Here is a 26,540-nt window from a genome sequence, read left to right as displayed (position 1 = left end):
CTATAATGAAGCCAAAAAATATCATACTTGTATTAGGGGACGATAAGACTACTCTGGTAGCAGCTCAAGATATCGCCAAGCAGTTACCTAATAATGAGATACGAGTCTTTTCACCGGCGTGTTTGGTTGGTTTACGTCCATCTGATGTTGCCCGCATTACCGTAGTTGGACATGCTCACCACAGCGGATATGGTGCAGCTAATTTTTCACCTAAAAACTTTGTAGAGGCTTTTGATGAGGCTCGGAAGAATGCTGGATTTAAAAAAGAGGATATCAATAGGTTACGTTGTTTTGGCTGTGAGTTAGGTTTAATCAAAGAGGGCAGTTCTTATGCGCAAAAAATGGCAGATGAATTTCACCTACGAGGCTATCCATTAAAATTAAGTGCATTTACTAATCGGCATGCAACTCCTCTACAGAACATGATTGTTGGAATAGCTCCGGGTGGGGGTGTCAATGTATATGGTTATAAAACTGCCCTGCATTCTTATAAAGACCAAGAATTAAAGGAGAAACTAAAAGCAAAAAGTGAGGAGATAGAAAAGCTACAAGCAAAAGTGTCATTTATGGATTTTATCCGAGGAGACACCAAAGCAACAAGAGCAGTCAATAAAGCACTACAAGAATATGATGCAATTGTAGAAGAACAAAAAAAATTAAGGATTCAAGTGGCTGAAGAAAAGCACCCAATAAAGGCATTAGATCATGATGAAAAATATCAATTTCTGCCTTCAGTAAAACCTCAAGACCTCCAAAAAAGGATTAAATTTTTAGAAGAAAATATAGCGCGATGTGAAAACAATATGCAGGTATTGCAGGCTATTGATCCTGTGATGACCACTTATATGAAAGAAAGGAAAACAGAATTAGAAAAAGAATTAAGTACAATTAAAAATTATCTTGCTACTGAAGCAAATAAAGATCTTGAAGAAAAACCTCTCCCCGCGAAAGAAAAAGATGTTCTCTTAGTTAAACCCAATCTCAGCAAAGATCCCCATCTATTAGAAAAAGATAGTACTCAAACTTTGCTCCAGAAAGCATGGCAAGGTTTTAAGCAATTTTTTAGCGGCCTTTTCATAAAATCATCTGCATCCGAAGAAGTAACCTTAGCAGGATTAAACTCGAATCCCAAAGTGGTAGAAAATAGGCAAGAAACATCGATTAGTAAAAGTGAAAACGCTAAGGTACCTATTGTTAATCCGATTGAAGAAAAGCCAGTTGCCCCCTTCAAGACGAAAGCTATGGAAACGCGTGAAACAGTAACTTACCCAAGTGAAAAGAAAAGATCTTCCCCATTGGAGATGAAGGATTTTAAAGCGGAATTAAAACAACTGCGTGAGGAAAACCAACTCCAAAAACAAGAAGAACCACAAAATGAAATGCATTCTCGACCTGTAATTTAGAGCAGATAGTAAGCTCTGAACCTCAAGTATTAAGCCATTTGATCGCCTACAACTTTTCATTTAACATGTTCGCCAAACGAGATTATCCCAATTCGGATTGAATTAATTCAAACGAGGTAATTATGGCAGCAACTGCATCAAATATGCTTCCATTAGGAAGTAAGGCACCTGATTTTACTTTAATTGATACACGAAACGATCAATGGGTATCGCTTGCCCAAATTAAATCACCTATCGCGACAGTGATTATGTTTTTGTGCAATCATTGTCCCTATGTCAAACATATCCAGACTAAAATTGTGGAGTTGGCAGAAAAATATCAAAGAGATGGAGTGCAATTTATCGCGATCAGTTCTAATGATGCAGAGACATATCCTGCAGATGGTCCCGAAAAAATGAAAATTGAAGCCCACCAATTTAAGTACCCCTTCCCTTATTTATATGATGAATCGCAAGAGGTAGCCAAAGCCTATCACGCTGCATGTACACCCGATTTTTATATTTTTGACAAGGATTTGCTATGTGTATATCGCGGCTGTTTGGATGAATCCACGCCAGGTAATAATAAACCTGTAACTGGTGCTCATTTACAAAATGCACTGGACAACATTCTTGCAGGTAAACCTGTCAGTTCGGAACAAAAACCAAGTCTGGGATGCAATATTAAGTGGAAATAACCCAAAAGAAAGGTCAGCACAGCGAAACCGGGATTTAAAATACATAACCCGGTTTCGCCGAGGCGGCACTTAGGACTCTATGTTTATTAATTAAAATTTGTCGGGATCGGCCTTGTCCCAATGGATTTTATAGCTTTCAGGGATGTCGGGCCCAAGGAGTTGCCCCGGTGTAAGATACTCATAAATCTCATTAAACGATTTAACCTCTTGTACGTTGACTCGTCTCATGATGTGGCTGGGTTTCAAATCGCTGGGATTGTCTAAACCTATAGAACCCACCATTTCCAAAAAGCTCTTCATGGTGTTTTTATGATAATTGGCAACATAATATTTTTTCTGATCGACCACTAAACCATATTGTAACCGTTTGTTCTGGGTTGCAACCCCTGTGGGGCACGTATTGGCGTTGCATTGTTTGGTTTGTAAACAACCGGCAGCCATCATCATAGCGCGTGCGGCATTACACATATCGGCACCCATTGCAATATTGGTTAATAAATCAAAACCATTGGCAACTTTACCGCTGCAGATAATGCGTATTTTATCTCGTACATTAATCCCCACTAATGCATTATGCACAAACACCAATCCTGCTTCTAAAGGGGTACCGATAAAATTAACATATTCTACTGGTGCCGCACCTGTTCCTCCTTCAGCGCCATCTACCGTAATAAAATCAGGTAGGATATTGGTTTTTAGCATGGCCTTACAAATAGCAAGAAACTCATCTTTACGTCCTAGACATAATTTAAAACCAATGGGTTTGCCGTGAGAGAGGTCCCGCAATTTTTTTACGAAAAGGAGTAATCCAACAGGAGTGGTAAATGTAGAATGGGCCATGGGCGAGATAACATCTTTTCCCATCGAGACTTTTCTTACTTTAGCTATCTCTTCAGTTAATTTGGCAGCAGGTAAAATACCTCCATGGGAAGGCTTAGCTCCTTGAGACAGTTTAATTTCAATCATTTTTACTTCTTTACGATTGGCTTCGGCAGCAAATTCATTCTCATCAAAATTTCCTTGAGCGTCCCGACAACCAAAGTAGGCGGTTCCAAATTGAAATATTAAATCGCCGCCTTGTAAATGGTAGGTGCTTAACCCTCCTTCACCAGTGGCTTGAGCAAACCCCCCAAGCAAGGCGCCTTTGTTCATAGCCATGATCGCCTTACCAGAAAGCGCACCAAAACTCATGCTTGAGATATTAAATCGGGAAGCATTGTAGGGTTGAAGACAATCTGGCCCTCCCACCATTATTCTTGGCTCAACTTCCGAGTGATGTTTGGGTGCTAAAGAGTGAAGTGCCCAAGTATATCCGACGCTTAAAATATCGCGTTCTGTACCAAAAGGTACTGTATCACGAGTATTTTTTGCGCGTTCATAAATGAGTGAACGTGTTTCACGATTATATGGAAGTTCACTTTCATCCGTGGCAATAAAATACTGTTGGATTTCTGGACGAAGAAACTCAAGGAAATAACGAACATGACCTAATACAGGGAAATTGCGCAGAATCGTGTGTTCTTTTTGGACCAGGTCATAGATCCAAATAACAATAACGGGAATAAGAAAAGCGATAAACCATTTAATGCTATGAAACATAGCGAAAAGAGCAAATGTAATTAATAAAGCTACCCCAAATCCTACATACCATTGGCGTCTCATCTCAAATCCTTTTAATCGAATTGGTTCGCTTTCTCTTACTCAAAAAAGCCTAAATTTGTCTCCCCGCCCAAGGCGAGGAGGTAAAATTTACAATAAAACTAATCTAATTCTGAAAGGCGTTCCACCATTTCACCGCCTACCATTTTATTAATTTTATTTTCAAGCGAGTTAATAAATTGAGTTACTTGATGCTGTTGGTGTGCTTGTTTGTTTTTGCATAATATCAATTCATGACTGATATCAAGAGCAGCAAGTAATAGGATTTGGAACTCATCCAGCTGTTTCGCTTTCTTTTTATTAATCCCTATTTGATTATTTAATTTCTGCACGGCGAGCAATAAATTGGGTTCTTCGCCTTCAGGACATTTAATTTCATAAGTTTTATTTAACAATTTCACAGTACACGATTTCATTTGCGTCATGATATAAGACCTTTGCAATTCCATAGAGAGCCTAGGTGAATAGTAACAATTTTGCTCGTAAGCAGCAATTAGTAGGGTGAACGCTTCCGTTAAATCGGTTATCATTGGATATTTTTTATAAATGAGTTGAATATGTCCCAAGAAAGATCACCTTTACATTTGCCTGATTATGATGAATTTTCTGCAACGATTTCTGTTTTGATGTTGCACATATCTTCCAGCTTATTACATGGAATGATGTGTGGGTATCTTTGTGCTGGTGCTGACGGTCAGGGTGAAGCTTACTTGCGTGCTTTATTAAACAATAAAAAAGATGAAGCCAGTCGTAATGCAGTTTTAGCTATGTTTTCGGTTTTTTCTATCAGCCAGCAACAAATTAATACGATGGATTTTGAGTTTGAAATGTTACTCCCTGATGATGAAGAATCCTTGTTAGTCCGAGCGCAAGCTTTTAGTGAATGGTGCGAAGGGTTTACTCAGGCTCTGACTTTGGCGGGTATTACTGCTAACCAATTCCATGAAGATGAAGCGCAAGATGCATTTCAACATCTTATTGAATTTGCCGAGCTTGACTGTGATACCTTAGATGTAGACGAAGAAGATGAACGTGCATTAATGGAAGTCAGTGAATATGCACGAATGGCAGTGCTCCGGTTACACAGTGATTTAGTAATGAATGAAAAAGAACGTGGCGGGCATACTGGAATGACCCATTAATAAGGATGTTAATATGATTTCTCAACAAGAATATCAAACAAGAAGAAAGCAACTCGCAAAGAACTTACCTGAAGGCAGTATCGCTATTATTCCGGCGGCTCAGGAAGTGGTACGTAATGGGGACGCACATTATCGTTTTCGTCAGGATAGCAATTTTTATTATTTAACTGGATTTAATGAGCCTGATGCATTGTTGGTTTTGACTAATGGCGCAGATACGCAGAGTATTTTATTTAGCCGTCCTCGCAATCCTGCTGAAGAGCAATGGACGGGAAAACGGTTAGGACAAGAGGGAGCTCTATCGGAATTAGGCATGCATACTGCTTTTCCCATAGATCGTGTTGGGGAAGAGTTACCGAAACTATTAAGTGGTAAATCAGCTGTTTATTATGCTCTTGCGCGAAATCCAGAGATGGAAAAAACCATCATGCAGTCTTTGGTGACTCTTAAAGGCCAAGTACGACGAGGAGTGAAAGTACCGGATTATTTATGTGATTTGGAGCCAATATTAGGTGAAATGCGTTTATTTAAAAGCGATGCAGAACTGGATTTAATGCGCCGAGCAGCCACTATTTCTGTTAAAGCGCATGAACATGCAATGCGTCGTTGCAAACATTTGGAGCATGAGTATCAGTTGGAGGCAGAACTGATTTATGAATTCAGTCGTCATGGGTGTCGAAGTGTCGCATATGATCCCATTGTAGGGGGGGGTGCAAATGCCTGTGTTCTGCATTACACCGACAATAATAAATCCCTGCACCGAGGCAGTTTGGTACTAATTGATGCGGGGGGCGAATTTGAAAATTATGCTGCGGATATCACAAGAACTTTTCCAATCAATGGCAAATTCAGCTCAGAACAAAAAAGTATTTATGAACTGGTGCTTAAAGCACAAAAAGCAGGGATTGCAGCGATTAAACCTGGACTTCCCTGGAATTCGGTACAACAAATAATGGTACGAATTTTAACGGAAGGTCTTTGTGAGTTGGGGATTTTGCACGGCGATGTGGATGAATTAGTTGCTAAAGAAGCATATAAACCTTTTTACATGCATAACTCAGGACATTGGTTGGGTTTAGATGTTCATGATTGTGGTCTTTATAAAATTAATGGCGAGTGGCGTCCTTTAGAGCCAGGAATGGTTCTAACTGTTGAGCCAGGTTTGTATATTAGTGCGCAGACTCCAGGGGTAGATAAACGTTGGTGGGATATTGGAGTGCGTATCGAGGATGATGTAATTGTAACGAAAACAGGTCATGAAGTATTAACTGCTGCATTGCCTGTAGAGGTAGATGATATTGAGGCGTTAATGCGTGATTAAAGAAATTGATATACTGGTCATTGGCGGAGGTTTGACGGGAGCTACCTTAATGCTTGCTTTGCAAGGATTAGGCTATAATACCTTGTTGGTAGAAGCTAAACCGTTTAGTGACAAAATAAATCCTGATTTTGATGCGCGATCGTTGGCTTTATCTCCTGCGAGTCGACACATTTTAACCGTGCTTGGCGTTTGGGATCTTCTCGAGGATCATGCAACTCCTATAAATACGATTCATGTTTCCGAGCAACACCATTTTGGGATATCTCGCCTGCAAGGAGAGCCTGGTGCCCCGTTAGGCTATGTTGCAGAAATGCAGCATATCAATCAGGCCTTGCATCAATTATTACCTCACGACCGGATTATTGCACCAGCAAGTCTTAAGTCCTTGGATTATAGAAAACACGCAGCAACAATTCTTACTGATTCAGGAGAAATGAATGTTGTTGCACGTTTAATTGTTGCGGCAGATGGTGCGCAATCTTTAGCCCGCCGATTTTGTTCCTTACCTGCTAAGACCAAACTTTATGGTCAACAGGCAATTGTAGCGAACGTGGGCTTACTGAAGCCCCATAATTATCATGCTTATGAACGTTTTACTCTACATGGACCATTGGCACTTTTACCCATGCAAGAAAATCGAATGTCATTAGTTTGGGCGGTTCCTCCTAAGGAAGCAGAACGCTTATTGTCTTTATCAGAAGTTGATTTTTTAAAAGAATTACAACGTGCTTTTGGTTATCGCTTAGGTCGTTTTGCCAAAGTGGGTAAGCGCTTTTCTTATCCCTTACAACAAGTTTTAATGCCTAAACAAGCCAAATGGCCTGTAGTTTTTGTAGGTAATGCAGCGCATACTTTGCATCCCGTAGCGGGACAAGGGTTTAATTTAGGGCTTAGAGATGTGGCCACTTTAGCGCAATGCATTGTTGATCAAGGACTTAGTGCGGAAATGCTGCAAACTTATATGCAATTAAGAGCTCATGATCAAAAAGCGATTACTCGTTTAACAGATGGTTTAATTCAGGTATTTACCAGTCGTTTCCCAGGATTTGGAGTGGCACGGGGATTAGGATTGCTTGCCCTGGATAACCTTCCTGTATTGAAGAATCTTTTAGCACGATATGCACAAGGGTTCGGGGGAGTGGTTCCGGATTTGGTGTGTGAAATCGCATTACCCAAGCGCTAAATAGTTTATGAAGGAAAAAAAAATGAGTCTGCAATTTAATGTATTAGTAATTGGCGGTGGCATTGTGGGTTTAACTGCTGCCCTAGCCATGGCTCAGCGTGGTAATTCCGTAGCCGTTATTGATGCAGGCTCATTAAAAGTGGATTGTTCCGAACCCGATCCGCGTGTTTATGCAATTAATTTTGCATCACAAACATTGCTCCAACAATTAAATGTCTGGCAACACTTGGATAAGACACGCCGTTCTCCCTACAGTTGCATGTATGTTTGGGATGCTGAAAGTAAGGCTCATATTGATTTCGACTCCCGCTATATAGGAAAACCGAATCTAGGGAATATTATTGAAGAATCTGTGTTGAAACACGCTTTATTACAGCAAATCTCCAACCAAACCTCGATTCATTTATTTCCTGATAGCCGTGTTGAGGAGGTATTTAGTGGGAGAGATGGAGTAAAGGTGTGCAGCTCTGAGCAAACTTGGGAAGGGCAATTGCTAATGATTGCAGATGGAGCTAATTCTCCTGTTCGGCAAAAACTGAAGGTACCATTGAACAGCTGGTCTTATGAGCAACATGCTCTAGTAGCCACTGTGTCGGTAGAGAAACCCCACCAATGCACCGCATACCAAGTATTTCGTGCTGATGGACCTTTGGCATTTTTGCCACTTGCTGATGCACATCAATGTTCTATTGTTTGGTCCACTGATCCAGAACAGGTAAAAAAACTGATGAGTCTTCCCGAACAGGAGTTTAATGAGAGATTAACCCATGCGTTTGCTAAAAAATTAGGTGGGGTTGAAGTATTAAGCACACGTCACCAATTCCCTTTACAGATGCGCCATGTCAAACAGTATGCAGGAGACCGTTGGTTGCTTCTTGGTGACGCAGCACATACCATCCATCCTTTGGCTGGTTTGGGTTTAAATGTTGGACTGGCTGACGTACGCTCCTGGATAGAGTGTTTGGATAGGGTACAAGATAAGTTATGCTCTAAAAAGGCCTTAGGTGCTTATCAACGTGAACGCAAGAATGCGGTATGGCAAATTATTTTGATGATGGAAGGTTTCAAACGATTATTTAGTAATTCCTTTATACCGCTTGTTACATTACGGGGTTTAGGATTAAGTTTTTGTAATCGCTTTATGTCTATAAAACGCTTATTTATTCAACATGCACAAGGTGTGCGGCATTAGATTTTTCTCTTTTAGCTATACCCCCCTATCATAATAATGTTGTTTATCGCATGGAGTCCACTTGTTGGGCGATGCGCTTAATATTTGTTTAATATTTCCTCTGTATAATTTCAACTATGATGTAATTTTTGTTGAGGTGTTGTATGTGGACAAAATTTTTTAATGTTAGAAATCCCGTAGTGGGTCCTAAAATAGTAGGGCTTCAGTGCCCCTCTTTATTGATACGCGTGGATGGGCGAAGTCTTGAGAAATTGTTCCAACAAAATGGTTTAGTTCCGCGGGTTTCAGAGTGTGCATTGCAATCAATACGTTATTCTGATGTAGAAGATTACCAAAAATTTAACGAACAACCTTTTGCCTGGGGGGCATGTTCTTCGCTAAAGGATTTAATACGTTTCATTGAAAAAAACTCATCGCATACGCAAAATGCTTGGATACATAAGTTTTATGGTAGGGCTACTTCCCTCTCGATATTAAAAATGGAAGTTGGAATGGAGAGTGACGGACATGATGATGAAAAAGAGCAGCTGGTGGTAGAACCTGTTCCATTCGAACAATTTATTGCTTCGACATGTCCTAAATTCCGAGATAAATTCTTGAGTGGTGCTCTGGTACCTAATGCCATGCATGAGTATAACGGCTCTCTACCAAAATCAATGCGAGCAAGTGATTTACTTAACGAAGGAACCGTTCTGACCTGGCTAATGATCAATAACTGTGAAGAAACGTTTACTACGATCTGCCAAAACACTTATGGCTCCTTAAGTAAAGAAGCTTTAGAGCGACGCTTTGACGGAGATAAAAAAATAGTGGACGCAATTATTAGTGCTGTGGGTGCTCCTTTACAAATGCATCTGTAACTTGCTGGGTCCTATTTCACCAAGTTCAGCCTCGAAGTTACTGCTGATTTTGACCGGAATATGATGGTCAGAATCAAGCAGGGGGCGATTTACCAGGGGTATTTGATCGAAACGCAATGATGAATTTAAACCGATCATAGCCTCCACACTACCCATTGCCCATTCATTGCCGGCATAGGAAAATGCATCAGAAGGATTGATTGCGCAAGCATAATAGTTTTCAGTCTCTTCTTTAGTAAACTCCAGAACATCACGGTTTTCTCGATATACTTCAACGTGTTCGAATGGCTCATTCATAATCGAGTCAAATTGTTCTTGAAACTGTTCGCCGAATATAGGGAATTCAATTTTTGCTATCCAGGGGTAGGAGTTTTCTTGTAATAATTTTTGAAACGCACGAAGGAAACGAGGATAAAGGAGATATTGGATATCATATTCTCCATTCACCTTAGCAAAAAACCCCATTCCTACGGCGGTAGCTTTTAATAAAGCGGGTTTCCCTGATGACTTAGCTGCTTCATTTACTGAAGCTAATAACATTGAAATATCTTCCAATTGATGACGGTAATAAGCTTCTGCTAAAAATATAACTGCATTTTTTTTATAAAAGGAAGAATAGAATTTATCGGGTGTTGAACGAGATAGAAATGGAAAACCAGTGCGAATACGGGTAATAAAACCATCTGAATCATACGACCCCAGTGATGATTGGGCTTCTTTAAAATTAGTCGGTAAGTTTTCGAATAAATGAGCAAACTTCGGATGCTCAATTTTGGGATTCACAGGATCCAGCATGAACAGTGAATAATGTAGATAATGATTTTCAAAACTAGCTCCCGCGAGAGAAAAGATTCCTATCTCATAGGGATCTTTCTTAAGGGTTCTGGGGTTCAATGCAGGATACCCCCCCACAGCAACAACGGTACTATTGGAAAAAATAATTTTTTTGGCAGCCGTTAAGCGTTCAGTGGGTGAAAGTAGCTCGGGATGGTTTAAGGGAACTTGCTCAAAGTAATTAGGGGATTGTGGGAAGGGAGTGCCATTTTGAAATATCCCCTCTCGATCTCCGGCTACGTTAACTGCAGGTATTTTGCATAAAGCCCTTGCTAAGGAAAAAGGACCCCCTGAATCATTACTTGTAAAATAATGTGGGTTATAAAATACTTTTGCGGTGCTTTGTGTTTTTTGGCGAGCGGCTATGGGAATCAGATCGTTTAAACCACTAATTTTAAATCGTTCATCTAGCCATTCCATGGGAGGTCTGGGACCACTCGAAGGTTTGGGACGAAAAAAGGTTTTAAAAAACATACAATTCCCTAAAATACGCGCATCTTTTCAACATTATATTATATAAAAGGGACAAATTGAATCAAATTGGTTATTATTTTATATTTCTTCAAGAATTTTTTTTATAAATTTTTTATGACATAATGAGCAATTTTTCTATTGCAAAGGATGGTTCGTATTATGTTAAGTCGTATTTTTACTCAAACTTTCGTTAGAACAAGTGAACAACATTCTGTTTTACCAAGTAAAATCCTTTCAAATGTTCGTGTCGGGCGTATGGCTCCTGAGACAACCAAGGATACGATTGCAAAAGAATTGCAAGCTGAACTACAAGAAAAAGGATTGGCCCAAGTTGGCAAGACGTTAAACCAAGAGAAAATAATTCTAAAAGAACTGCAAGAGCAACAAAAAGAAAGTTTACAACGTATAAAAGAGCTTTGTGTCACCCCCGCCCAAAGACGATCTGCTGAGGGATATAATATTAACGGGCTGTTCTGGCATCAAAAACAACAAGAATTGAAACAAATCGACACGAAAGAGGCACTACAAAATAGAGAAGAGACCATTGATTGGCTAAAAACCCGTCAAGATTTATATACGGTGCTTAAAGAAACTCATAATACAACACCTGAGAGTTTCACAGAAAATTTCTCATTCAACTGGTAACATGAATACTGGCTGGGTGTTTTCTAGACATCTTTTCCTCTAGAGGGATTCAAGGGAATACAATCTCGCTTTAAAAATGATGATGTTTCCCAAGCTACCACTCAATCCCTCTATTTGTTTAAAAATTAGCTGGACAGGTTAATTTTTTTTATTAAAATTCAACCCCAATCAAATGGGCGAAGAATCACATGAAAAAAACCATTAAATTTTTAGACAACTCAGACAAAACAAAAGCCAGGCAGGAAATGCTAAAAGAGGAACTCATTTTTTTTCCTGATGAGGAGGATTCTCTTTTAAGATTATGTAATTATTTAAAGTATAGTTGTACTCAGCCCGATTTTAACTTTCAACGCACTGAGTATGATAAGGGCGTTATAATTGCTGCAAGTCCAAATCTGGGCCCTAAACAACTCGCAGTCTTTGCGGCTAAATCGTTTAAGCCTGGAGATATAGTTGGAGAAATAAAAGGCACAGACTTATTTGGTATTCGTCCTAATGCAGAGATGGAGCGGATAGTTGAAGAATACCAAGGGGATTCAACTTACGTTTGGAAATTAAATCTAGATGATAGGGATCAATATGCGGTAGTCATCGATTTGTTGAAATCGGGATCAAGTACGCGCTGGGTTAACCATGCAAATAAACCCAATTTAGAAGTAAAAGTAATTTGTAAGCAACGTCAAGATGACAGCGGAAAAGTTCAATTTGATTATCATGCGTATTATGTTGCTGCCAGAAAAATTGATTTTGCTGATGAGTTGACTATTTCTTATGGAGATGAGTATTTTACAGCAGAGCGACCTCAAATTGTGTGTCAACCTCAAAGTTTGGTTAAAATTTTAGAGGATCTCGCTGAAACGCAGCAAGTTGCAATAAGTAAAATAAGTACGCCTAATGAACTAAAAGAATTTTTCACTTTACTAAGATCAGACATGTTAAGTAAACAAGAACAAAAAAAGCAAATGTATTTAGATAAAAATTTAGATCCAAAGATCTATGACTTAAGTACCTTTGCAGATGTGATGCGTTTTCAAAAAGAACAAAAACTCCAGCTGAAACAAACCTCTCCCTATCATTTATTTATAGCTCCTACGATACGAGGAAAGGAAGAAAATCGCTATTCATTATTTAGTGGCCAGAAAATTCCTGCAAAGAAAACTCTATGCCGGCTTGTTGGCCAGAAAATGGATGCGGTCCCGAAAAAGAGCGAAGAGATGCTTCTATGGGCAGCACAAAATAATATTGATACAAATTATTTAGTCCAATCCGGAGAGGGAGGATATCTTTATACTAAAGATAAAGCCTCAGAAGCCTATTGTGTAGAAGGAGCCAAACACCGAAGCGAAATGAATGTTCGATTTGATTTTAGAACTAATTCTTATATAACTACACGTCAAATTCAACCTGGTGAAGAAATTCTGGCTTTTTATGAGGGGTATGATTACGGAGCCTCACCGACCAAGTTGGCTAAAGTATTCGATGATTTTAATGAGTCTCAATATTATTACCAAGCTACTTGGGACAACGATAAAGCCACGATTGAAAACGTAATACCAAAAACTCCTGGCTATAGTTTAGACGACATTGATGAGACCATTTATTCCCATTCTGGAGAACACGAGAATTTCCAATGGAGTCCAGTATCCAATGAGCACATTTTAACACCAGGCCATGATTTAGAAGATCATGAAAAAATTCTCACCCCAGGTTATAGTTTTGATTCAGTAGGGGAGGGCTTTTCTGAAGATTCTAAAGAACAAGATAAAGAAAGCACCCATGAAAAAAGAAAGGCTTGGAGCCCAACGTTCCAATTTGGGGAAAACCTTTCTAAAAAGAGAAAGAATACAAAAATGGAACGAGAGGAAGAAGATGAATCGCTCTCTGAAACAGAGTTGAGCCTAAATTATTAGCGAATAATGACTTTTAAATGTGGGGTCTCAACGTGTTAGGGTAATAAAATACCAAAACCAGGAGATCCTTCGTCATAAACTCCTCCCATCCTAAGACTTAATACTTTATTTTAAGCGAGCAAAGTGTTGACGACTAAACGCTACTTTTTCAGCAACTGATTCTTTGGGATGTTTCTGATAATGGGCTTCAATTATTCGATAGCGTTTTAATCCGCCTTCCCGATTAGCAATTTGGATATTCAAGCCTGGCCTTGCATTTAATTCAAGCATTAATGGGCCGTGTTCTTTATCCAGGACTATATCTACACCGAGATAGCCAAGACCTGTTAATTCATAACAGCTGGAAGCTATTTCCAGTATTTTATTCCAATAGGGTACTTCAATGCCGACGATGGAGTTCAAAGTATCAGGATGATAATCGATGATGTCATTATGATATACGCCACCTAAGGTCTTTCCCGTAGCTAAATCGACTCCAACCCCAATAGCACCTTGGTGTAAATTCGCTTTTCCACCCGACAAGCGAGTCGGGAGGCGCACCATGGCCATAGCGGGATAACCCAATAAACTAATAATACGAATATCAGGAATACCCTCATAACTTACTTCGGCAAATACGGGGTCTACCACTACTCGTTTCTCTATAATTGCATAATCCGAGGAGCCTCCCAGACTATATGCTCCTGAAAGAAGGCAGGATAAATGGTAGCTAAGCTCTTGGGTTGTGGTGAGTTTGCCGTTAATTTGCCGATAACGACCATAAACTTTATCCTTAAAAACTAAAATCCCATCTCCACCAGAACCTCGAGCTGGTTTAACAACAAAGTCATTATAAGGTTCTAAACGTTCCTCTATGGTTTTAATTTGTTGTTCCGTTTCAATGATATCGTATAAAGGTGGGACCGCAATACCTGCTTTTAGAGCCAGTTTTTTAGTTTTTAACTTATCATCAACTAAAGGGAATAGTTTTCTAGGATTATAGCGCAATACAAAATCTGAATTACGCTGATTAATACTTAGTATTCCGTGGTTTTTTAAACGGCGAAACAGATTAATCATTTTACGTGTCCCGCAAGTGATTTAAAGCGTTTCAACTCAAATAATCGGTATCCTCGATATTGTCCAAACCACAAGATTAACGCGAGCAGAACCAGAATCAGCTCAGGAAAAGCAAAGACAAGATATTGTAATGGTTCATAACTCATCGCCCAATAAGAGATAACTGCTGCAATTAGGCTGCCTATGCCTGATTTAATGGCTTCTGATGCACCGCGTTCATCCCAAGTAATGCACATACGTTCTATAGTCATGGTTAAAATGACCAGAGGGAATAGGGCAACGGAGAGACCTGCATCGAGGCCGAGATTTTGACTGATGATACTAATAAAGATCATAAGCATAATCACGACAGTTAATATTGCTGCGAGTCGTGGTACCAAAAGCAGTCGCAATTGGTCTAAATAAAAACGTGCCAGTAGCCCAAAAGAGACAATAATAACAAAGAGAGAAATTCCCCAGACTACATGTGTTTCTCTAAACGCTAAAGCGATTAGAACGGGCATAAAAGTCCCAAATGTTTTGAGTCCAATAAAGTTTCGTAGGATTAAGATAATAAAAGCACCTATAGGTACGGTTAATAAAATCTTATAGGTAGCTTGAGCATTAACCGGCAATTGTAACAAAGAGAATCGCAGGAGTTGCGAATCGGATTGCAGACCCCGCGATTTAGCAATACTTAAAGCATTGATGGGCGTGGGCGATACAGTTAAACTAAATTGCGGCTTTTTGCCCCCCTCGACGTTAAATACAGGCTCATTACCATATTGCCAAATAAGAAAATCTTTTGGTAAACCGGCTCCCCCAGTTTTAGGATTAATATAAATCCAGTTTTTACCATTGAATACAGCTAAAAATGAACTTAATTCCGCTTTGCTTTTTTGAGATAAATAAATTCCCTTTACGGGGATCGCAGAAATTTTAGACTGATTTAAAATTAAAATGGCGGCATTGATAAGGTGCTCATCACTAAAGTCATTACTTGTTAATAATTTAGCATTCCCATCTTTTTTATTCAGTTCTTTAATGGTGCTCTGAGCAAAGGTTTTAATATCAGCTGAAGATTGTCTTACTTGGCTGATGATGGTTTCCACAGCGGACTTTTGACTTTCTGCCAGGGGTTGTGTTTTGGCCGCAGGAGGGGTCGCTAATGGTGATTCATTGCCCTCAGTTTGGCGAAAAATTGCTCTGTAATACAGCGATTGTGCGCCATGGGCTCGCCGGATTGACCAAACGGTTTCCCGATTATCACCATTTAAGTTAGTGGTTACCCCATAATTTCTTGAGACGAAATACTCATCAAGAATAGCAAAATGGGGTGGCAAATAAGGGATATTAAAACTCGCTTTAATTGGCGTATTCGGGTCCGCAACGAAACGCAAGTTGGATTCAACCATCCAACTGTTTATCGTTTCAGTATCAGTTAGCGGCACATCGAGAACAAAGTGTCGGTACAAAAAAATTCCTGCTCCAAGGATAAATAGTGTAATGATCAATCCATAAACATGACGCGTGTTGTTTTTCATTGTTTCTTAAAACTCTGATTTTTTAACGTAAATGTGAGTGCTGGATTAACTGCACCATTAAAAGCAATAATTGCGTCTCTTCCTAGAAGTAAAGGATAGAGGAAGCGTTTGCGGTTGGTTAAATTTACTTTAATTGTTCTGACCTTATCTCCAAGTTGTATATCAAGCAGTACAACGGGCCGTTTGATTGGTGCGTGTGCGATAATCTCGGAACCATGTTCTCCATCCCGAACTTTGATTTTCACTCGGCCTTTGTATTCCGCTTCAAATATAGATTCGCCAGTCTTAGTCGGAACAGTAAAACGTAAATAAGGAACCCCATTTTTGGTTATTTCAGTAATATTGGTCGCATTTAACGATGCTGATTTAGCCCCGGTATCCAATTTAGCTGATAGAGTCAAATTTTTTTGGGGAAACGAAACTTTTTCAACATAACCATAAATTTGTGCTTCATTCGATGCCATAACGGGTCCGGTCATTAGTGCTACAAAAATAAAGAGAGCAAATATTGATCTCATTGAATCCTCTTACCTGAGTTGTTTTTATATTAGGGCAATATCGTAGCAGGTTTGGCTCCTAAGTCACAACCCGTAAGTGGATTTAATAAATATTTTTTGTACGAACTGAGTGTGATATCATGATCAACTGCCTGAAAATTGTATCTTTTTAAGTCATGATGAAACGATTATTGACATCGAGAGCAATAATCCATATAATCCGCCCATCCTAACTGGTGGCCATTTCTGTGTGTAAGAATGACTATTAAGGGCGAAGAAGATTCACCGTTAAAATCCGAAGACCTTGTTTTCCTCTTGGCGATCGCCGGTCGTATTGACGCGCAAAGTAGACTTCTCGCTCAAAAGCTCGATAAAGATCGTTATGTTTATCATGCTTATGCCGTTATGGACTCTCTAAGCTCTTCTTACAGTATGTTTAAATACTTCTTGGAAGTATTTATTGCTAAGTCTGATCCCGATCTAATGCACAAAATTTTGACCTCTCCCGAAGGAATCGCCGCGGTTGCTGCAGAAGCAATTTTTTTGGTTTCCTTTTCCTTTTTAGCCAGTGTTTATGATAAAGAAGAGAAGGATTCGTTAAAAAAATTAATAGCGTCTGCTTGGCCCTATTTTCGTGATTTGATGAAGGGCTTAAAAAATGCATACAAAGGGTGGCGGAGCGCAGTTCAGGTATTAAGCCTAATCAGTGGGATGGATCTCAAATACATGGTAATCCCTGTAGGATTGTTTTTAGGTGTATTTGCTGCCGCCAATCGTCTTTGGATACGCAGCATGGTTGAGAAGCGTAAAACGCAAATGGATCAAAATAAAGAGCTTTTATTGAAAATTCAACAACTCAGCTCTTTAACGCCATTAGATCTTAAAACGTACTTATCAAAAATAGAATATCAGGATACGGATACACGCGTTCATGCGTATTTAGCGGTAGCAGCGGGTGGATTGTTAGACGGATTATATCTTTACATTGGCGTGGTAAGTCTTTCAGTGCTTTCGCCACCGCTCCTTATTGCTTTATCCAGTATTGGGGCTTTATACACACTCTCCTGTGTCATCTCAAGAATTTATGAAGAATATGATTTTCAGTTACGCCTCGAAGTTACCCAAACCCGATGTAAGTTAGCCCTAACTACTAAAGAATTGGAGCTGACTTATGCTAAATTGCTTGAGTTACAGGCAAGGCATAGCCTTAAAAATGAAGATCTAGAAGAAATCAGAAGATTGAAAAGAGAGGTTTGCCGTTTAATTGGGAGTTTTGAAGAAGAGCACCGATTATTACAAGACCAACTGACGTACAGTTATCTGACAGCCGGTTTGTTAGGTATGAAGTATGGTTTATTTGCTTACGGGGTATTGACTAGTATTTTATTTACCGCTTCTTCACTTTCTCTAATCACTGCAGGTAGCTTTCCTCCTGCTTTATTGGCAGTAATTATCGTTTCTGGCTTAATATTAATGATAGGGATGACCGCGTATACCTTAAATGCTCACTACCAGCATATGAAAAGACGCGAACAAGACGACCAAAAAGATCATCCTTACACTAAAATTAAGGAGATGAAGAATCGTATCGAGAGCAACGTAGAGGCTGATATTTTAGATGCAGAAACGTTTGCTGCGGCATTAACCGATGGTCTTAACCTCGATCCTTCCCCACAGACTTTTTTTCAAGAGTGGTTTGAAGTATTTCGCTCTTTTGCTTCTGGTTTATCTAAAGGAAACAATTTCTCTAATTTTGCTTTGACCTTCTCCCAAGATATTGATTCTGAAGGACATTGTCACGATACCTCGTTAATGGGAGACTTAGCAATTGTATGTGGTGCCTTATTCTCATTAATTTTTGGTTTTCGAGCTTTAGCTCGTGGATTAGGGCGATCGCCTGTAGCTAAGGTTGTAGATCCAAAAATTAAAGAATCAGAATGTGCCGGGGTGTCGATGGATGATATGAAAACCCGGCATCCACGGGAATCAAGTGAGCGTCCGAAACGCAAAGCCTCTGATTCCCGGCCAAAAAGCGGTTCTTCAATTTGGAATTTCTTTTATTCTAAACAAACCCCTCCCTCCAAACTTTCTCATTCAATGAGTGACACAAGCCTAAATCAGCATCCTACCGAGAGTATAATTGGGGGTTTAGAGTAGGATCATTATACATTTTAAATTGATGATAGACTCTGAACGTACGCTTTTTCGCATGCACTTGTTCAAGCAATTCTTTAAAGCATTGGGTTAATTGTTCTAATTGTTGATTAATGATCCCTAATTTATGGGCACAATTGTTTCTATGTTCTTCGGTGACATCTTCGCGCTGAGTTTGTAGACCCATGTGATAAGATTTTAATGATAAAATAGAGAGTCTATCAATGATCATGCCGGGTGATTCAGAGTGCACTGGACATACATTATAATGTGCTGGTTGTAATTGCTGGAAAAGCCATTCATCCATTGCTTCCATACGGTTATTACGCAATTGATTGTAGCGATCAATTTCTCGCTTTGCCTGGTAGACAAATTCATAACCCTGATCATCACGACGAGCTCTATCTTCTGCCAGCCAGAGCTGATAGTTAAATGCATGATTTTCTTCTACTAAGCGATAAAATTCTTGCTGTTGATACACGATACCGGAAGTATTCCATTGGAGGATGGAGTTTTTATGTATATTGATGATTTCTTCGCCATTAATACGCTCTGACATGTTTCAATCCTGCTCTTTGAAAAGGTGTCAGTTTAACCTATACCGCATAACGCTACAAATTAGAGCCGAAGTATTTATTATAAATGGTTTCATAAGTTCCATCGTTTTCCATTTGTAATAAAACTTTGTTGATACCATTAATGAGCGCCGTATTTTTGGGAAGTGCGAGGATTCCATAGCCGTTTCCAAGTACAATAGGTTTCCCCACAGGCTTAAAGTTAATCACTTTATTGATGGTAAGATACTTAAAGATATTGATGTTCAATATAATTGCATCCACATTATTATTGAGCAATGCGGTAATCATTAAAGAAATTTTTGGATAGGATTTTATATTATCTCTGCTGGTATACAGCGCAAGGGTATCCTCGAGGTCGCTTGCTTCTAGAGTCCCTATTTTTTTGTTTTTAAGATCCTTAATGGTTTTTATATTTGAGGACATTGTTAAAAATTGTCCATCACTTGTCATAAAGGGCAAACTATAAACATAATTTGCGGAGAGGGATTGAGGGATGGGGCTGGGCGGGAACGTAATATCAATATCTCCTGCATTGAGTATAGCCAATTGGTTTTTCATGGTGACTGGTTTGTATTCACAAGTAATATTGAGACGTTTACATATTTCATCCATTAGATCGATGCAAAAACCAAAATAATGATTACTTCCGTCTATTGCAGAAAAAGGAGGTGCAGATTTTGAAACGCCTACTATAACGGTATTGCTATAAGCGAGTGGGGTAATCACTAAAAGTATAAAAAATAGAATATGTCTAACCCGCTTCATGCAGTTGTACCATTCCATCTGGAGTATATTTAAATCTAGGTTGTTGAGAATTATTTGTCAACTTTTTATATTTCTAGCTAAGCAGCGATCTAATGCATTGGCAAAGGCAGTTTTTTCTTTTATGCTTAAGGCAGCAGGACCACCCGAATAATGCCCGGTAGCGCGTAATTGCTCGTTCATGTTTCGTAAATTTAACCGCTGTTTGATGTTGTTTTCCGTATATTCCTCTCCACGAGGATTAATTGCCAATCCTTTTTTTGCAATCACATCTGCGGCAAGAGGGATGTCCGCAGTGATAACTAAATCAAACGGTTGCAAATGAGTTGTGATATAATGATCTGCACTATCAAAGCCTTTAACGACTTGAACTGCATCGATAAAAGGTGAGGGAGGATAATTAATAAAGGAATTAGCCACCAAGGTGAGTCGTGTTTTTGTACGGACCGCGGCGCGAAATAAAATCTCTTTAATTATTTTAGGGCACGCATCGGCATCTACCCAGATCTGCATATAATTGAATTGTCAGTCGAATGATAGAATGATTTTAACAAGTAAGGCTGACAAGTAATATAGCCTAACTATATAATTTTATCCTTGCACGCTGCCTACATGTTCTGAACAATCAGATTGGTCTATTTTTTGGAGAAAGTAATGAGAGTTTTCACTTTTCTTTGTTGTTCCATGTTATCTATGGTTGTTGCTGCTGAATCCACTCTCCCTGTTGGATGTCAGGCGATTGCTGTTCAAGGTGAGTCAGTGACTCTACAAGGTAAACAAAGCAGTCTGATCTTTATTCATAATCTTACTTCTGCTGATTTATGGATTACCCATCCCGTTACTGAGCCGAGCGCTAGCGCAGGTTGGACAACTCGTTTACAAGGTGGTAATTGGTCTGCATTAGCATTGAACAAAGGTCCATTTCCTATAAATTGCATTGAATCTAAACCTGGCCATGAACAACAAGTCCCCTGTGAAGGTCTCATTGCCGTGTGTAAATGGAAGGGGGTGAAAATCCCTAATAATGGTAAAGAAAGTACGTTTTGGGCAGCAGAAGATATGTCATTATCTGCCTTAACTGCTGCAGTGGGGGCACGAGGTTTTGTGATTCCTATGCCTAAGAACAATAAGTAACAAGAGTTAATTCATTTGCACAATCTCCCGAGATTTTAATTTTGGAGTATGAGTATGTACATAAAGCTGTTTGATACAAAAACTGAAGATAAGCTAGAGAATAAAGAAAGAAAACTCCAGTTTATGCAAAATGTTTATTCTGTATTATCTCGTGACTCCACGATTAGTAGTGAGATGACGCAGCAGATTCTAATTGGTGCATTAATTCAAACAAATCTTTGTGCAAAAGAAGTTCTTGAAGATATTGAAAATAGATATAAATCCAGCAATATTTCTTAAAGAATGCGTTTTGGATAGAGGGTTCTTAACTACTTTGGGAGAATTACTGGCGGTTGCCCCCTTATCTTGCTACTTTTATGGATAAGTGGTAGAACTGAGCAAATGATATATAACTTAAATATGATGATAACTAAATACAAACAGGATAAGTAGTGAGCAAAAAATCAAAAGATCCCTTTTATGCACGAGAAAGTGAAAAATATAACGATCCTGTCCCAAGTCGCGAATTCATCATGGAAGTTCTTAATGAATTCGGTAAACCCATGTCGCGCAATCAATTATTTGACAAACTACACATAAGTAATGAAAGCAAACAAGAATCTATGGGATTTAGGCTGAAGGCCATGTTGCGCGATGGCCAAATTATGCAGGATCGACGTGGTCGGTTTTGCCTTATGAAAAGGATTAATCTGTCACGGGGTACGGTCCAAGGACATCCAGATGGCTTTGGTTTTTTTATTCCGGATGATGGCTCGGAAGATATGTTTTTGTCCGCTAAAGAAATGCGGGCGGTAATGCATGGGGATATTGTTCTTGCCTATCAAGCGGGTGTGGACCGACGGGGAAGACCTGAAGCAAAAATTCATGAAGTAATTGAGCATGCGAATGCCTCCGTAGTAGGACGCTTTTTTAGCGATCATGGGGTAAGTTTTGTCTTGCCCGATAGCAAACATCTGACGCAGGATATTTCTATCCCACAAGAAATGGTGAATGGTGCAAAAAATGGTCAAATCGTTTTAGTTGAATTAATTTCATTTCCCAGTAAGCGAACCCAAGCCATCGGTAGAGTGATTCATGTATTGGGTGAGCATATGGCGCCAGGGATGGAAATCCAAGTTGCACTGTATGCCCATGGAATACCTTTTGAATGGCCAGAGGATGTAAGCATTGAAGTTGCAAAAATTCCCCTACATGTTACTGAGGAACAAATTAAGGGGCGAACCGATCTTCGCAGCCTTCCTTTTGTTACAATTGATGGGGAAGATGCTAAGGATTTTGATGATGCGGTTTATTGTTATAAAAAGCCTAAAGGTGGCTATCAATTGTATGTTGCAATTGCAGATGTTAGTAACTATGTAATGCAAGATTCTGCCCTGGATAAAGAGGCCGCACGCAGGGGTAATTCGGTTTACTTTCCTGGTAAAGTAATTCCTATGTTACCGGAAGCTTTATCTAATGGTGTATGTTCGTTAAATCCACATGTCGACCGGCTGTGTATGGTTGCCGAAATGTCCATTAGCAATGAGGGCAAAATTTCACGTTCACGTTTTTATCGTGCAGTGATCCATTCCCATGCCCGATTGACCTATACCCAGGTCGGTTCTTGGCTGGAGCAGGGCCACACAGACGAACAACATGTTGCTTTATGGCCAGGGTTGCAAGCCCTTTATGATTTGTACCATGTTTTATTAGCAACCCGTAAACTTCGCGGAGCAATGGATTTCGAAACCACTGAAACGCGAATTGAGTTTGATGAAAATAAAAAAATTCAATACATCATCCCAGTGATTCGCAATGATGCTCATAAATTGATTGAAGAATGCATGTTGGCTGCGAATGTAGCGACGGCACGATTTTTGGAAAAAGCAAAAATTCCGACTCTTTATCGGGTGCATGCTGCTCCTGAAGAGGATAAAATTACGGCTCTAAGACAGTTTTTAGGTGAGTTAGGATTACAATTAAGCGGGGGTAAGAAACCCGGGCCCAAAGATTTTCAGCGCACTATGAATTCTATAGAAGGTCGACCCGATCAACATTTGATTGAAACAGTTATGCTCCGTTCTTTAAAACAAGCGCATTATGTTGAAGCGAATGAAGGGCACTTTGGTCTCGCTTATTCTGCATACACGCACTTTACTTCGCCTATCAGACGCTATCCTGATTTATTAATCCATCGTGCAATTGGTCATTTGTTAGAGAATCATCCTGTTTATGAATTCAGTTATACCCACGAAGACATGAATCGATTGGGCAAACATTCCTCTATGACGGAGCGACGAGCAGATGAAGCAACAAGAGAAGTAGTTGCTTGGTTAAAATGTGAGTACATGCAAGATAAATTAGGGCAAGTATTCAAAGGACGAATTTCCGCAGTCACTAGTTTTGGAATTTTTGTCGAACTTGATGAAATTTACGTCGAAGGTTTAGTTCATGTCACTTCATTAAAGAATGATTACTATACTTTTGACTCTGTAAAACATCGTTTGATTGGGACCCGCGGCGGACAAGTGTATCGTTTGGGGGACAAAATGACTGTTTTAGTGGCTCGCGTGGATCTGGATGAGCGTAAAATTGATTTTGAGCCGGTGGAGGAAACAGTAAGTCATGAGTGAGCAGTATGTTTATGGTGTACATGCGGTTTCTGCTTTATTAACCAATCCGCATCGAGTGACTAAGAAACTCTATATAAGTGAAGACCGGATAGATACACGATTGCAGGATATCATTGATAAAGCCACACAAGCACATGTCCCTATCGAAAAGCTAAGCACCCAAAAAATGAACCAGCGTTTTGCAGACTTTGCCCATCAAGGAGTCGTTGCAAGTGCTTCGTCATTGCCCGATTACAATGAGTCTCATTTGCTTGCATTACTGGAATCTAGTAAACAACCTACTTTGATTCTTATCCTAGATGGAGTGACCGATCCCCATAATTTAGGAGCCTGTTTGCGTACTGCAGATGCAACAGGGGTTGATTTTGTGATCATTCCTAAAGATAAAAGCGCCAGTATTACTCCCGTAGTAAGCAAAGTTGCATGTGGTGCGGCGGAATCAGTTCCCTTGGTAAGGGTTACCAATTTAGTACGTAGCATGAAGCTTTTAAAAGAAAATGGAGTTTGGATTTATGGTGCAGCGGGCGAGGCAACCGGTTCTCTACACCAAATAGATTGCACTGGTGATGTTGCTATTGTGATGGGTGCTGAAGGTGAGGGGCTGCGCCGTCTAACACGTGAACATTGTGATGGTTTATTTTCTTTGCCTATGTCAGGCAGTGTAACAAGTTTAAATGTTTCTGTAGCCACTGGTGTTTCTTTATATGAAATTATAAGGCAAAGGAAAGGGAGCGGTTTCTAATGAGTGAATTAAAAATGAACGCGGCAAAAGCCGCGCTGCAATACATTGAAGACGATATGGTGGTGGGTGTTGGTACAGGCTCTACAGTGAATTTCTTTATTAAAGAGCTGGCTACTATAAAACACCGAATTGATGCCTGTGTATCAAGTTCCAAAGCCACAGAGGCTTTATTACGGAAAGAAGGTATTCCTGTGATTGATTTAAATTCGGTCCAGGATTTGCCCATTTATATTGATGGTGCCGATGAAGTGACTGAGCATGGCGAAATGATTAAGGGAGGCGGTGGAGCCCATACGCGCGAAAAAATTGTTGCCCAAGTAGCAGAAAAATTTATTTGCATCGTAGACAACTCAAAGCTTGTGAAGCATTTGGGAAACTTCCCTGTAGCCGTTGAGGTGCTTCCCATGGCAAGAAGCCTGGTTGCTCGACAATTAGTGCAATTGGGTGGAGATCCCGAATATAGAGAAGGCTTTGTTACCGATAATGGGAATATTATTCTGGATGTGTTTAATTTAACAATTAATGAACCTATGGATTTGGAAGATCGGATTAACCGGATAACTGGAGTTGTGGAAAACGGGATTTTTGCACGTCGAACAGCTGATGTGATTTTGCTTGCTTCTCCCGAGGGTATTAAGCAAGTAAAGTAGATTAAATCGAAGATTCCTGGATGTGTGGTGACTGAACAATTCTCGGATCATGCTTTGTTTCTATGCCCTGAGTTATGGGCCAAAAATTAAGTAATACTACTTTATAACTAAATAGGTTTTAGGCTAATGAATGAACATAAAGTTTATGTAAACCGAATTTTAAACATGAAAAAAATCAAGTTAATTGGTTTAGACATGGACCATACCTTGATTCGTTATAATTCTGAGAATTTTGAGTCGCTGGTTTATCAGCTAGTTAAAGAGCAGTTAGTAGATGTAAAGCATTATCCTGAGCAAATTAAAAAATTAAATTTCAATTATCATGATGCAATCCGTGGTTTGGTCATTGATAGAAAAAATGGCAATATTTTAAAACTCAGTCGTTATGGGGCAATTCGGCAAAGTTATCATGGCACGAAACCTATCGATTATGCAGAACAACAGAAAATTTATCGAAGTATCTATGTTGATTTGAGTGATCCAAATTACATGGCAATTGATACTTCTTTTTCAATTGCCTTTTGCGTTTTATATGGCCAGTTGGTTCATTTGAAAGACACGCTTTATCCTGAGGAAATACCCAGTTATCAAACCATAGCACAAGATGTACAATTTTGTGTGGATAAAGTTCATTCTGATGGCAGCTTAAAAACCATCATTAGCAAAAATTTACCGACCTATGTTATTAAAGAACGCGCGTTGGTTGATGGGCTTCGGCATTTCATCCATCATGGTAAAAAAATATTTATCCTGACCAACTCTGACTTTTCCTATACGAAGCTCTTGCTGGAATATGCAATTAACCCTTTCTTGAAGAAGGGTGAAAGTTGGATTAATTTATTTGAATTTGTCATTACCTTAGCTAATAAACCACGCTTTTTTTACGATAATCTTCGTTTTTTATCAATTCATCCAGCCGTTGGTACCATGACTAACACTGTGGGTCCAATAGTTCCTGGCGTGTACCAAGGAGGAAATGCCAAAAAATTTACCGAAGATTTACATGTCCGAGGTGATGAGATTCTTTATATTGGGGATCACATTTACGGAGATATCTTAAGATTGAAAAAAGACTGCAATTGGCGCACTGCTTTAGTGGTTGAAGAGCTGGGAGAGGAAATAGCGGCGCAAGCTCGGGCCATGCCTATAGAGAAAGAAATCAGCAAGGCAATGGACATCAAAAAAGGCTTAGAAAAACAATATGTCGAGTTGTATACTAAAATGATTGATGAAGATTCAAAAGAATACAGTAATGAAATACAAGAATTACAAGCGCAAATCAGCAGAATAGATGCACAACTCACTAAATTGTTAAAAGAACAACAAAGCTATTTTAATCCAAAATGGGAACGTATTTTTCGCGCGGGTGCTGAGGAAAGTTATTTTGCCTATCAAGTGGATCGCTTTGCGTGTATTTATATGGAAAAACTATCCGATTTATTGGAATACTCTCCTGTAACTTATTTCCGTGCGAACAGACGTCTGTTAGCGCATGATATCGAAGTATAAAAACTAAGGAAGATTAAGGT

Annotated in this window: 25 protein-coding genes; 16 read left to right on the top strand and 9 right to left on the bottom strand. The window is 39.4% G+C overall.

Annotated features, from left to right (window positions below; genetic code table 11):
• The first annotated feature begins 5 nt into the window (after positions 1-5).
• Positions 6-1,403, top strand: a complete 1,398-nt coding sequence (locus HBNCFIEN_RS16015) for a hypothetical protein (RefSeq protein WP_182392051.1) — start codon at positions 6-8, stop codon at positions 1,401-1,403.
• A 122-nt stretch (positions 1,404-1,525) separates the two neighbouring features.
• A complete protein-coding gene (locus tag HBNCFIEN_RS16010; RefSeq protein WP_182392050.1) occupies positions 1,526-2,080 on the top strand; it encodes a thioredoxin family protein in 555 nt (184 codons plus the stop codon).
• 90 nt (positions 2,081-2,170) lie between these two features.
• Here the strand turns inward: HBNCFIEN_RS16010 and HBNCFIEN_RS16005 are convergent, their stop codons facing one another.
• Positions 2,171-3,742, bottom strand: coding sequence for an FMN-binding glutamate synthase family protein (locus HBNCFIEN_RS16005; protein WP_182392049.1), 1,572 nt, complete (start codon positions 3,740-3,742; stop codon positions 2,171-2,173).
• A 98-nt stretch (positions 3,743-3,840) separates the two neighbouring features.
• Positions 3,841-4,164, bottom strand: coding sequence for a cell division protein ZapA (locus HBNCFIEN_RS16000; RefSeq protein WP_182392048.1), 324 nt, complete (start codon positions 4,162-4,164; stop codon positions 3,841-3,843).
• Between the two features lie 132 nt (positions 4,165-4,296).
• Between HBNCFIEN_RS16000 and HBNCFIEN_RS15995 the strand changes: the two genes are divergently transcribed.
• The 5 genes from HBNCFIEN_RS15995 to HBNCFIEN_RS15975 all read left to right on the top strand — a co-directional run bounded on the left by HBNCFIEN_RS15995 (position 4,297) and on the right by HBNCFIEN_RS15975 (position 9,437).
• Positions 4,297-4,881, top strand: a complete 585-nt coding sequence (locus HBNCFIEN_RS15995; RefSeq protein ID WP_182392047.1) for a UPF0149 family protein — start codon at positions 4,297-4,299, stop codon at positions 4,879-4,881.
• Positions 4,882-4,894: 13 nt separating this feature from the next.
• Positions 4,895-6,202 (top strand): Xaa-Pro aminopeptidase, encoded by a 1,308-nt coding sequence (gene pepP / locus HBNCFIEN_RS15990; protein WP_182392046.1) that lies wholly within the window; start codon positions 4,895-4,897, stop codon positions 6,200-6,202.
• Positions 6,203-6,251: 49 nt separating this feature from the next.
• Entirely contained in the window at positions 6,252-7,385 is a 1,134-nt protein-coding gene (locus tag HBNCFIEN_RS15985) for an FAD-dependent monooxygenase (protein WP_255464423.1), read from the top strand.
• Positions 7,386-7,407: 22 nt separating this feature from the next.
• Positions 7,408-8,577: a UbiH/UbiF/VisC/COQ6 family ubiquinone biosynthesis hydroxylase gene (locus tag HBNCFIEN_RS15980; RefSeq protein ID WP_182392044.1), complete on the top strand. Its 1,170-nt coding sequence runs from the start codon at positions 7,408-7,410 to the stop codon at positions 8,575-8,577.
• A gap of 143 nt (positions 8,578-8,720) precedes the next feature.
• Complete coding sequence (locus HBNCFIEN_RS15975) at positions 8,721-9,437, top strand: hypothetical protein (protein ID WP_182392043.1); 717 nt, start codon at positions 8,721-8,723, stop codon at positions 9,435-9,437.
• Here HBNCFIEN_RS15975 and HBNCFIEN_RS15970 read toward each other — a convergent pair.
• Positions 9,420-10,745, bottom strand: coding sequence for a type IV secretion protein Dot (locus HBNCFIEN_RS15970; protein ID WP_182392042.1), 1,326 nt, complete (start codon positions 10,743-10,745; stop codon positions 9,420-9,422). The two genes, HBNCFIEN_RS15975 and HBNCFIEN_RS15970, sit on opposite strands and share 18 nt — an antisense overlap.
• 159 nt (positions 10,746-10,904) lie before the next feature.
• Here HBNCFIEN_RS15970 and HBNCFIEN_RS15965 point away from each other — a divergent pair, with 159 nt between their 5' ends.
• Both HBNCFIEN_RS15965 and HBNCFIEN_RS15960 read left to right on the top strand, forming a co-directional pair.
• Positions 10,905-11,390, top strand: coding sequence for a hypothetical protein (locus tag HBNCFIEN_RS15965; RefSeq protein ID WP_182392041.1), 486 nt, complete (start codon positions 10,905-10,907; stop codon positions 11,388-11,390).
• Between the two features lie 188 nt (positions 11,391-11,578).
• The gene (locus HBNCFIEN_RS15960) at positions 11,579-13,300 is read left to right on the top strand and encodes an SET domain-containing protein-lysine N-methyltransferase (RefSeq protein ID WP_182392040.1); all 1,722 of its coding nucleotides are present in this window, start codon (positions 11,579-11,581) and stop codon (positions 13,298-13,300) included.
• A 105-nt stretch (positions 13,301-13,405) separates the two neighbouring features.
• Here HBNCFIEN_RS15960 and HBNCFIEN_RS15955 read toward each other — a convergent pair whose 3' ends face one another.
• Genes HBNCFIEN_RS15955 through HBNCFIEN_RS15945 form a run of 3 tightly spaced genes read right to left on the bottom strand, consistent with a single transcriptional unit; the run spans position 13,406 to position 16,400 of the window.
• Positions 13,406-14,359, bottom strand: a complete 954-nt coding sequence (locus tag HBNCFIEN_RS15955) for an alpha-L-glutamate ligase-like protein (RefSeq protein ID WP_182392039.1) — start codon at positions 14,357-14,359, stop codon at positions 13,406-13,408.
• Positions 14,356-15,882 carry an inactive transglutaminase family protein gene (locus HBNCFIEN_RS15950; RefSeq protein WP_182392038.1) on the bottom strand — a complete coding sequence of 509 codons (1,527 nt, stop codon included), beginning with the start codon at positions 15,880-15,882 and terminating at the stop codon, positions 14,356-14,358. Before HBNCFIEN_RS15950 ends, HBNCFIEN_RS15955 begins: the two co-directional genes overlap by 4 nt.
• Positions 15,879-16,400 carry a RimK/LysX family protein gene (locus HBNCFIEN_RS15945; RefSeq protein WP_182392037.1) on the bottom strand — a complete coding sequence of 174 codons (522 nt, stop codon included), beginning with the start codon at positions 16,398-16,400 and terminating at the stop codon, positions 15,879-15,881. Before HBNCFIEN_RS15945 ends, HBNCFIEN_RS15950 begins: the two co-directional genes overlap by 4 nt.
• Before the next feature lie 237 nt (positions 16,401-16,637).
• On the opposite strand from HBNCFIEN_RS15945, the gene HBNCFIEN_RS15940 reads away from it, so the two are divergent.
• Complete coding sequence (locus tag HBNCFIEN_RS15940; RefSeq protein WP_182392036.1) at positions 16,638-18,536, top strand: hypothetical protein; 1,899 nt, start codon at positions 16,638-16,640, stop codon at positions 18,534-18,536.
• Here the strand turns inward: HBNCFIEN_RS15940 and HBNCFIEN_RS15935 are convergent.
• The 3 genes from HBNCFIEN_RS15935 to HBNCFIEN_RS15925 are packed head-to-tail and all read right to left on the bottom strand — an operon-like array spanning position 18,505 to position 20,386.
• Positions 18,505-19,092, bottom strand: a complete 588-nt coding sequence (locus HBNCFIEN_RS15935; RefSeq protein WP_182392035.1) for a DUF4254 domain-containing protein — start codon at positions 19,090-19,092, stop codon at positions 18,505-18,507. The genes HBNCFIEN_RS15940 and HBNCFIEN_RS15935 overlap by 32 nt on opposite strands.
• A gap of 52 nt (positions 19,093-19,144) precedes the next feature.
• Positions 19,145-19,876: a transporter substrate-binding domain-containing protein gene (locus tag HBNCFIEN_RS15930; protein WP_182392034.1), complete on the bottom strand. Its 732-nt coding sequence runs from the start codon at positions 19,874-19,876 to the stop codon at positions 19,145-19,147.
• Between the two features lie 57 nt (positions 19,877-19,933).
• The gene (locus tag HBNCFIEN_RS15925; RefSeq protein ID WP_182392033.1) at positions 19,934-20,386 is read right to left on the bottom strand and encodes a YaiI/YqxD family protein; all 453 of its coding nucleotides are present in this window, start codon (positions 20,384-20,386) and stop codon (positions 19,934-19,936) included.
• Positions 20,387-20,527: 141 nt separating this feature from the next.
• Between HBNCFIEN_RS15925 and HBNCFIEN_RS15920 the strand changes: the two genes are divergently transcribed.
• From HBNCFIEN_RS15920 to HBNCFIEN_RS15895, 6 genes are all read left to right on the top strand, one after another.
• Positions 20,528-21,007, top strand: a complete 480-nt coding sequence (locus HBNCFIEN_RS15920) for a hypothetical protein (protein ID WP_182392032.1) — start codon at positions 20,528-20,530, stop codon at positions 21,005-21,007.
• Positions 21,008-21,061: 54 nt separating this feature from the next.
• Entirely contained in the window at positions 21,062-21,286 is a 225-nt protein-coding gene (locus tag HBNCFIEN_RS15915; protein WP_182392031.1) for a hypothetical protein, read from the top strand.
• A gap of 152 nt (positions 21,287-21,438) precedes the next feature.
• On the top strand, positions 21,439-23,619 hold the full coding sequence (gene rnr / locus HBNCFIEN_RS15910; protein ID WP_182392030.1) for a ribonuclease R: 2,181 nt from the start codon (positions 21,439-21,441) through the stop codon (positions 23,617-23,619).
• Positions 23,612-24,361 carry a 23S rRNA (guanosine(2251)-2'-O)-methyltransferase RlmB gene (rlmB, locus tag HBNCFIEN_RS15905; protein ID WP_182392029.1) on the top strand — a complete coding sequence of 250 codons (750 nt, stop codon included), beginning with the start codon at positions 23,612-23,614 and terminating at the stop codon, positions 24,359-24,361. The genes rnr and rlmB overlap by 8 nt, the downstream gene beginning before the upstream one ends.
• The gene (gene rpiA, locus HBNCFIEN_RS15900) at positions 24,361-25,011 is read left to right on the top strand and encodes a ribose-5-phosphate isomerase RpiA (protein WP_182392028.1); all 651 of its coding nucleotides are present in this window, start codon (positions 24,361-24,363) and stop codon (positions 25,009-25,011) included. Before rlmB ends, rpiA begins: the two co-directional genes overlap by 1 nt.
• Positions 25,012-25,137: 126 nt before the next feature.
• Positions 25,138-26,520 carry an HAD-IG family 5'-nucleotidase gene (locus HBNCFIEN_RS15895; protein ID WP_182392027.1) on the top strand — a complete coding sequence of 461 codons (1,383 nt, stop codon included), beginning with the start codon at positions 25,138-25,140 and terminating at the stop codon, positions 26,518-26,520.
• The last annotated feature ends 20 nt before the right edge of the window (positions 26,521-26,540 follow it).

This window comes from Legionella sp. PC997, from assembly GCF_014109825.1.
GTDB lineage: Bacteria > Pseudomonadota > Gammaproteobacteria > Legionellales > Legionellaceae > Legionella.
This window is presented reverse-complemented; position numbering and strand designations above follow the sequence as displayed.

What these genes read in the sequence shown, in the direction of transcription:
- HBNCFIEN_RS16015 (WP_182392051.1), top strand. Translation starts at nt 6, where the DNA reads ATGAAGCCAAAAAATATCATACTTGTATTAGGGGACGATAAGACTACT.
- HBNCFIEN_RS16010 (WP_182392050.1), top strand. Translation starts at nt 1,526, where the DNA reads ATGGCAGCAACTGCATCAAATATGCTTCCATTAGGAAGTAAGGCACCT.
- HBNCFIEN_RS16005 (WP_182392049.1), bottom strand. Translation starts at nt 3,742, where the DNA reads ATGAGACGCCAATGGTATGTAGGATTTGGGGTAGCTTTATTAATTACA.
- HBNCFIEN_RS16000 (WP_182392048.1), bottom strand. Translation starts at nt 4,164, where the DNA reads ATGACGCAAATGAAATCGTGTACTGTGAAATTGTTAAATAAAACTTAT.
- HBNCFIEN_RS15995 (WP_182392047.1), top strand. Translation starts at nt 4,297, where the DNA reads ATGTCCCAAGAAAGATCACCTTTACATTTGCCTGATTATGATGAATTT.
- pepP (WP_182392046.1), top strand. Translation starts at nt 4,895, where the DNA reads ATGATTTCTCAACAAGAATATCAAACAAGAAGAAAGCAACTCGCAAAG.
- HBNCFIEN_RS15985 (WP_255464423.1), top strand. Translation starts at nt 6,252, where the DNA reads ATGCTTGCTTTGCAAGGATTAGGCTATAATACCTTGTTGGTAGAAGCT.
- HBNCFIEN_RS15980 (WP_182392044.1), top strand. Translation starts at nt 7,408, where the DNA reads ATGAGTCTGCAATTTAATGTATTAGTAATTGGCGGTGGCATTGTGGGT.
- HBNCFIEN_RS15975 (WP_182392043.1), top strand. Translation starts at nt 8,721, where the DNA reads ATGTGGACAAAATTTTTTAATGTTAGAAATCCCGTAGTGGGTCCTAAA.
- HBNCFIEN_RS15970 (WP_182392042.1), bottom strand. Translation starts at nt 10,745, where the DNA reads ATGTTTTTTAAAACCTTTTTTCGTCCCAAACCTTCGAGTGGTCCCAGA.
- HBNCFIEN_RS15965 (WP_182392041.1), top strand. Translation starts at nt 10,905, where the DNA reads ATGTTAAGTCGTATTTTTACTCAAACTTTCGTTAGAACAAGTGAACAA.
- HBNCFIEN_RS15960 (WP_182392040.1), top strand. Translation starts at nt 11,579, where the DNA reads ATGAAAAAAACCATTAAATTTTTAGACAACTCAGACAAAACAAAAGCC.
- HBNCFIEN_RS15955 (WP_182392039.1), bottom strand. Translation starts at nt 14,359, where the DNA reads ATGATTAATCTGTTTCGCCGTTTAAAAAACCACGGAATACTAAGTATT.
- HBNCFIEN_RS15950 (WP_182392038.1), bottom strand. Translation starts at nt 15,882, where the DNA reads ATGAAAAACAACACGCGTCATGTTTATGGATTGATCATTACACTATTT.
- HBNCFIEN_RS15945 (WP_182392037.1), bottom strand. Translation starts at nt 16,400, where the DNA reads ATGAGATCAATATTTGCTCTCTTTATTTTTGTAGCACTAATGACCGGA.
- HBNCFIEN_RS15940 (WP_182392036.1), top strand. Translation starts at nt 16,638, where the DNA reads ATGACTATTAAGGGCGAAGAAGATTCACCGTTAAAATCCGAAGACCTT.
- HBNCFIEN_RS15935 (WP_182392035.1), bottom strand. Translation starts at nt 19,092, where the DNA reads ATGTCAGAGCGTATTAATGGCGAAGAAATCATCAATATACATAAAAAC.
- HBNCFIEN_RS15930 (WP_182392034.1), bottom strand. Translation starts at nt 19,876, where the DNA reads ATGAAGCGGGTTAGACATATTCTATTTTTTATACTTTTAGTGATTACC.
- HBNCFIEN_RS15925 (WP_182392033.1), bottom strand. Translation starts at nt 20,386, where the DNA reads ATGCAGATCTGGGTAGATGCCGATGCGTGCCCTAAAATAATTAAAGAG.
- HBNCFIEN_RS15920 (WP_182392032.1), top strand. Translation starts at nt 20,528, where the DNA reads ATGAGAGTTTTCACTTTTCTTTGTTGTTCCATGTTATCTATGGTTGTT.
- HBNCFIEN_RS15915 (WP_182392031.1), top strand. Translation starts at nt 21,062, where the DNA reads ATGTACATAAAGCTGTTTGATACAAAAACTGAAGATAAGCTAGAGAAT.
- rlmB (WP_182392029.1), top strand. Translation starts at nt 23,612, where the DNA reads ATGAGTGAGCAGTATGTTTATGGTGTACATGCGGTTTCTGCTTTATTA.
- rpiA (WP_182392028.1), top strand. Translation starts at nt 24,361, where the DNA reads ATGAGTGAATTAAAAATGAACGCGGCAAAAGCCGCGCTGCAATACATT.
- HBNCFIEN_RS15895 (WP_182392027.1), top strand. Translation starts at nt 25,138, where the DNA reads ATGAATGAACATAAAGTTTATGTAAACCGAATTTTAAACATGAAAAAA.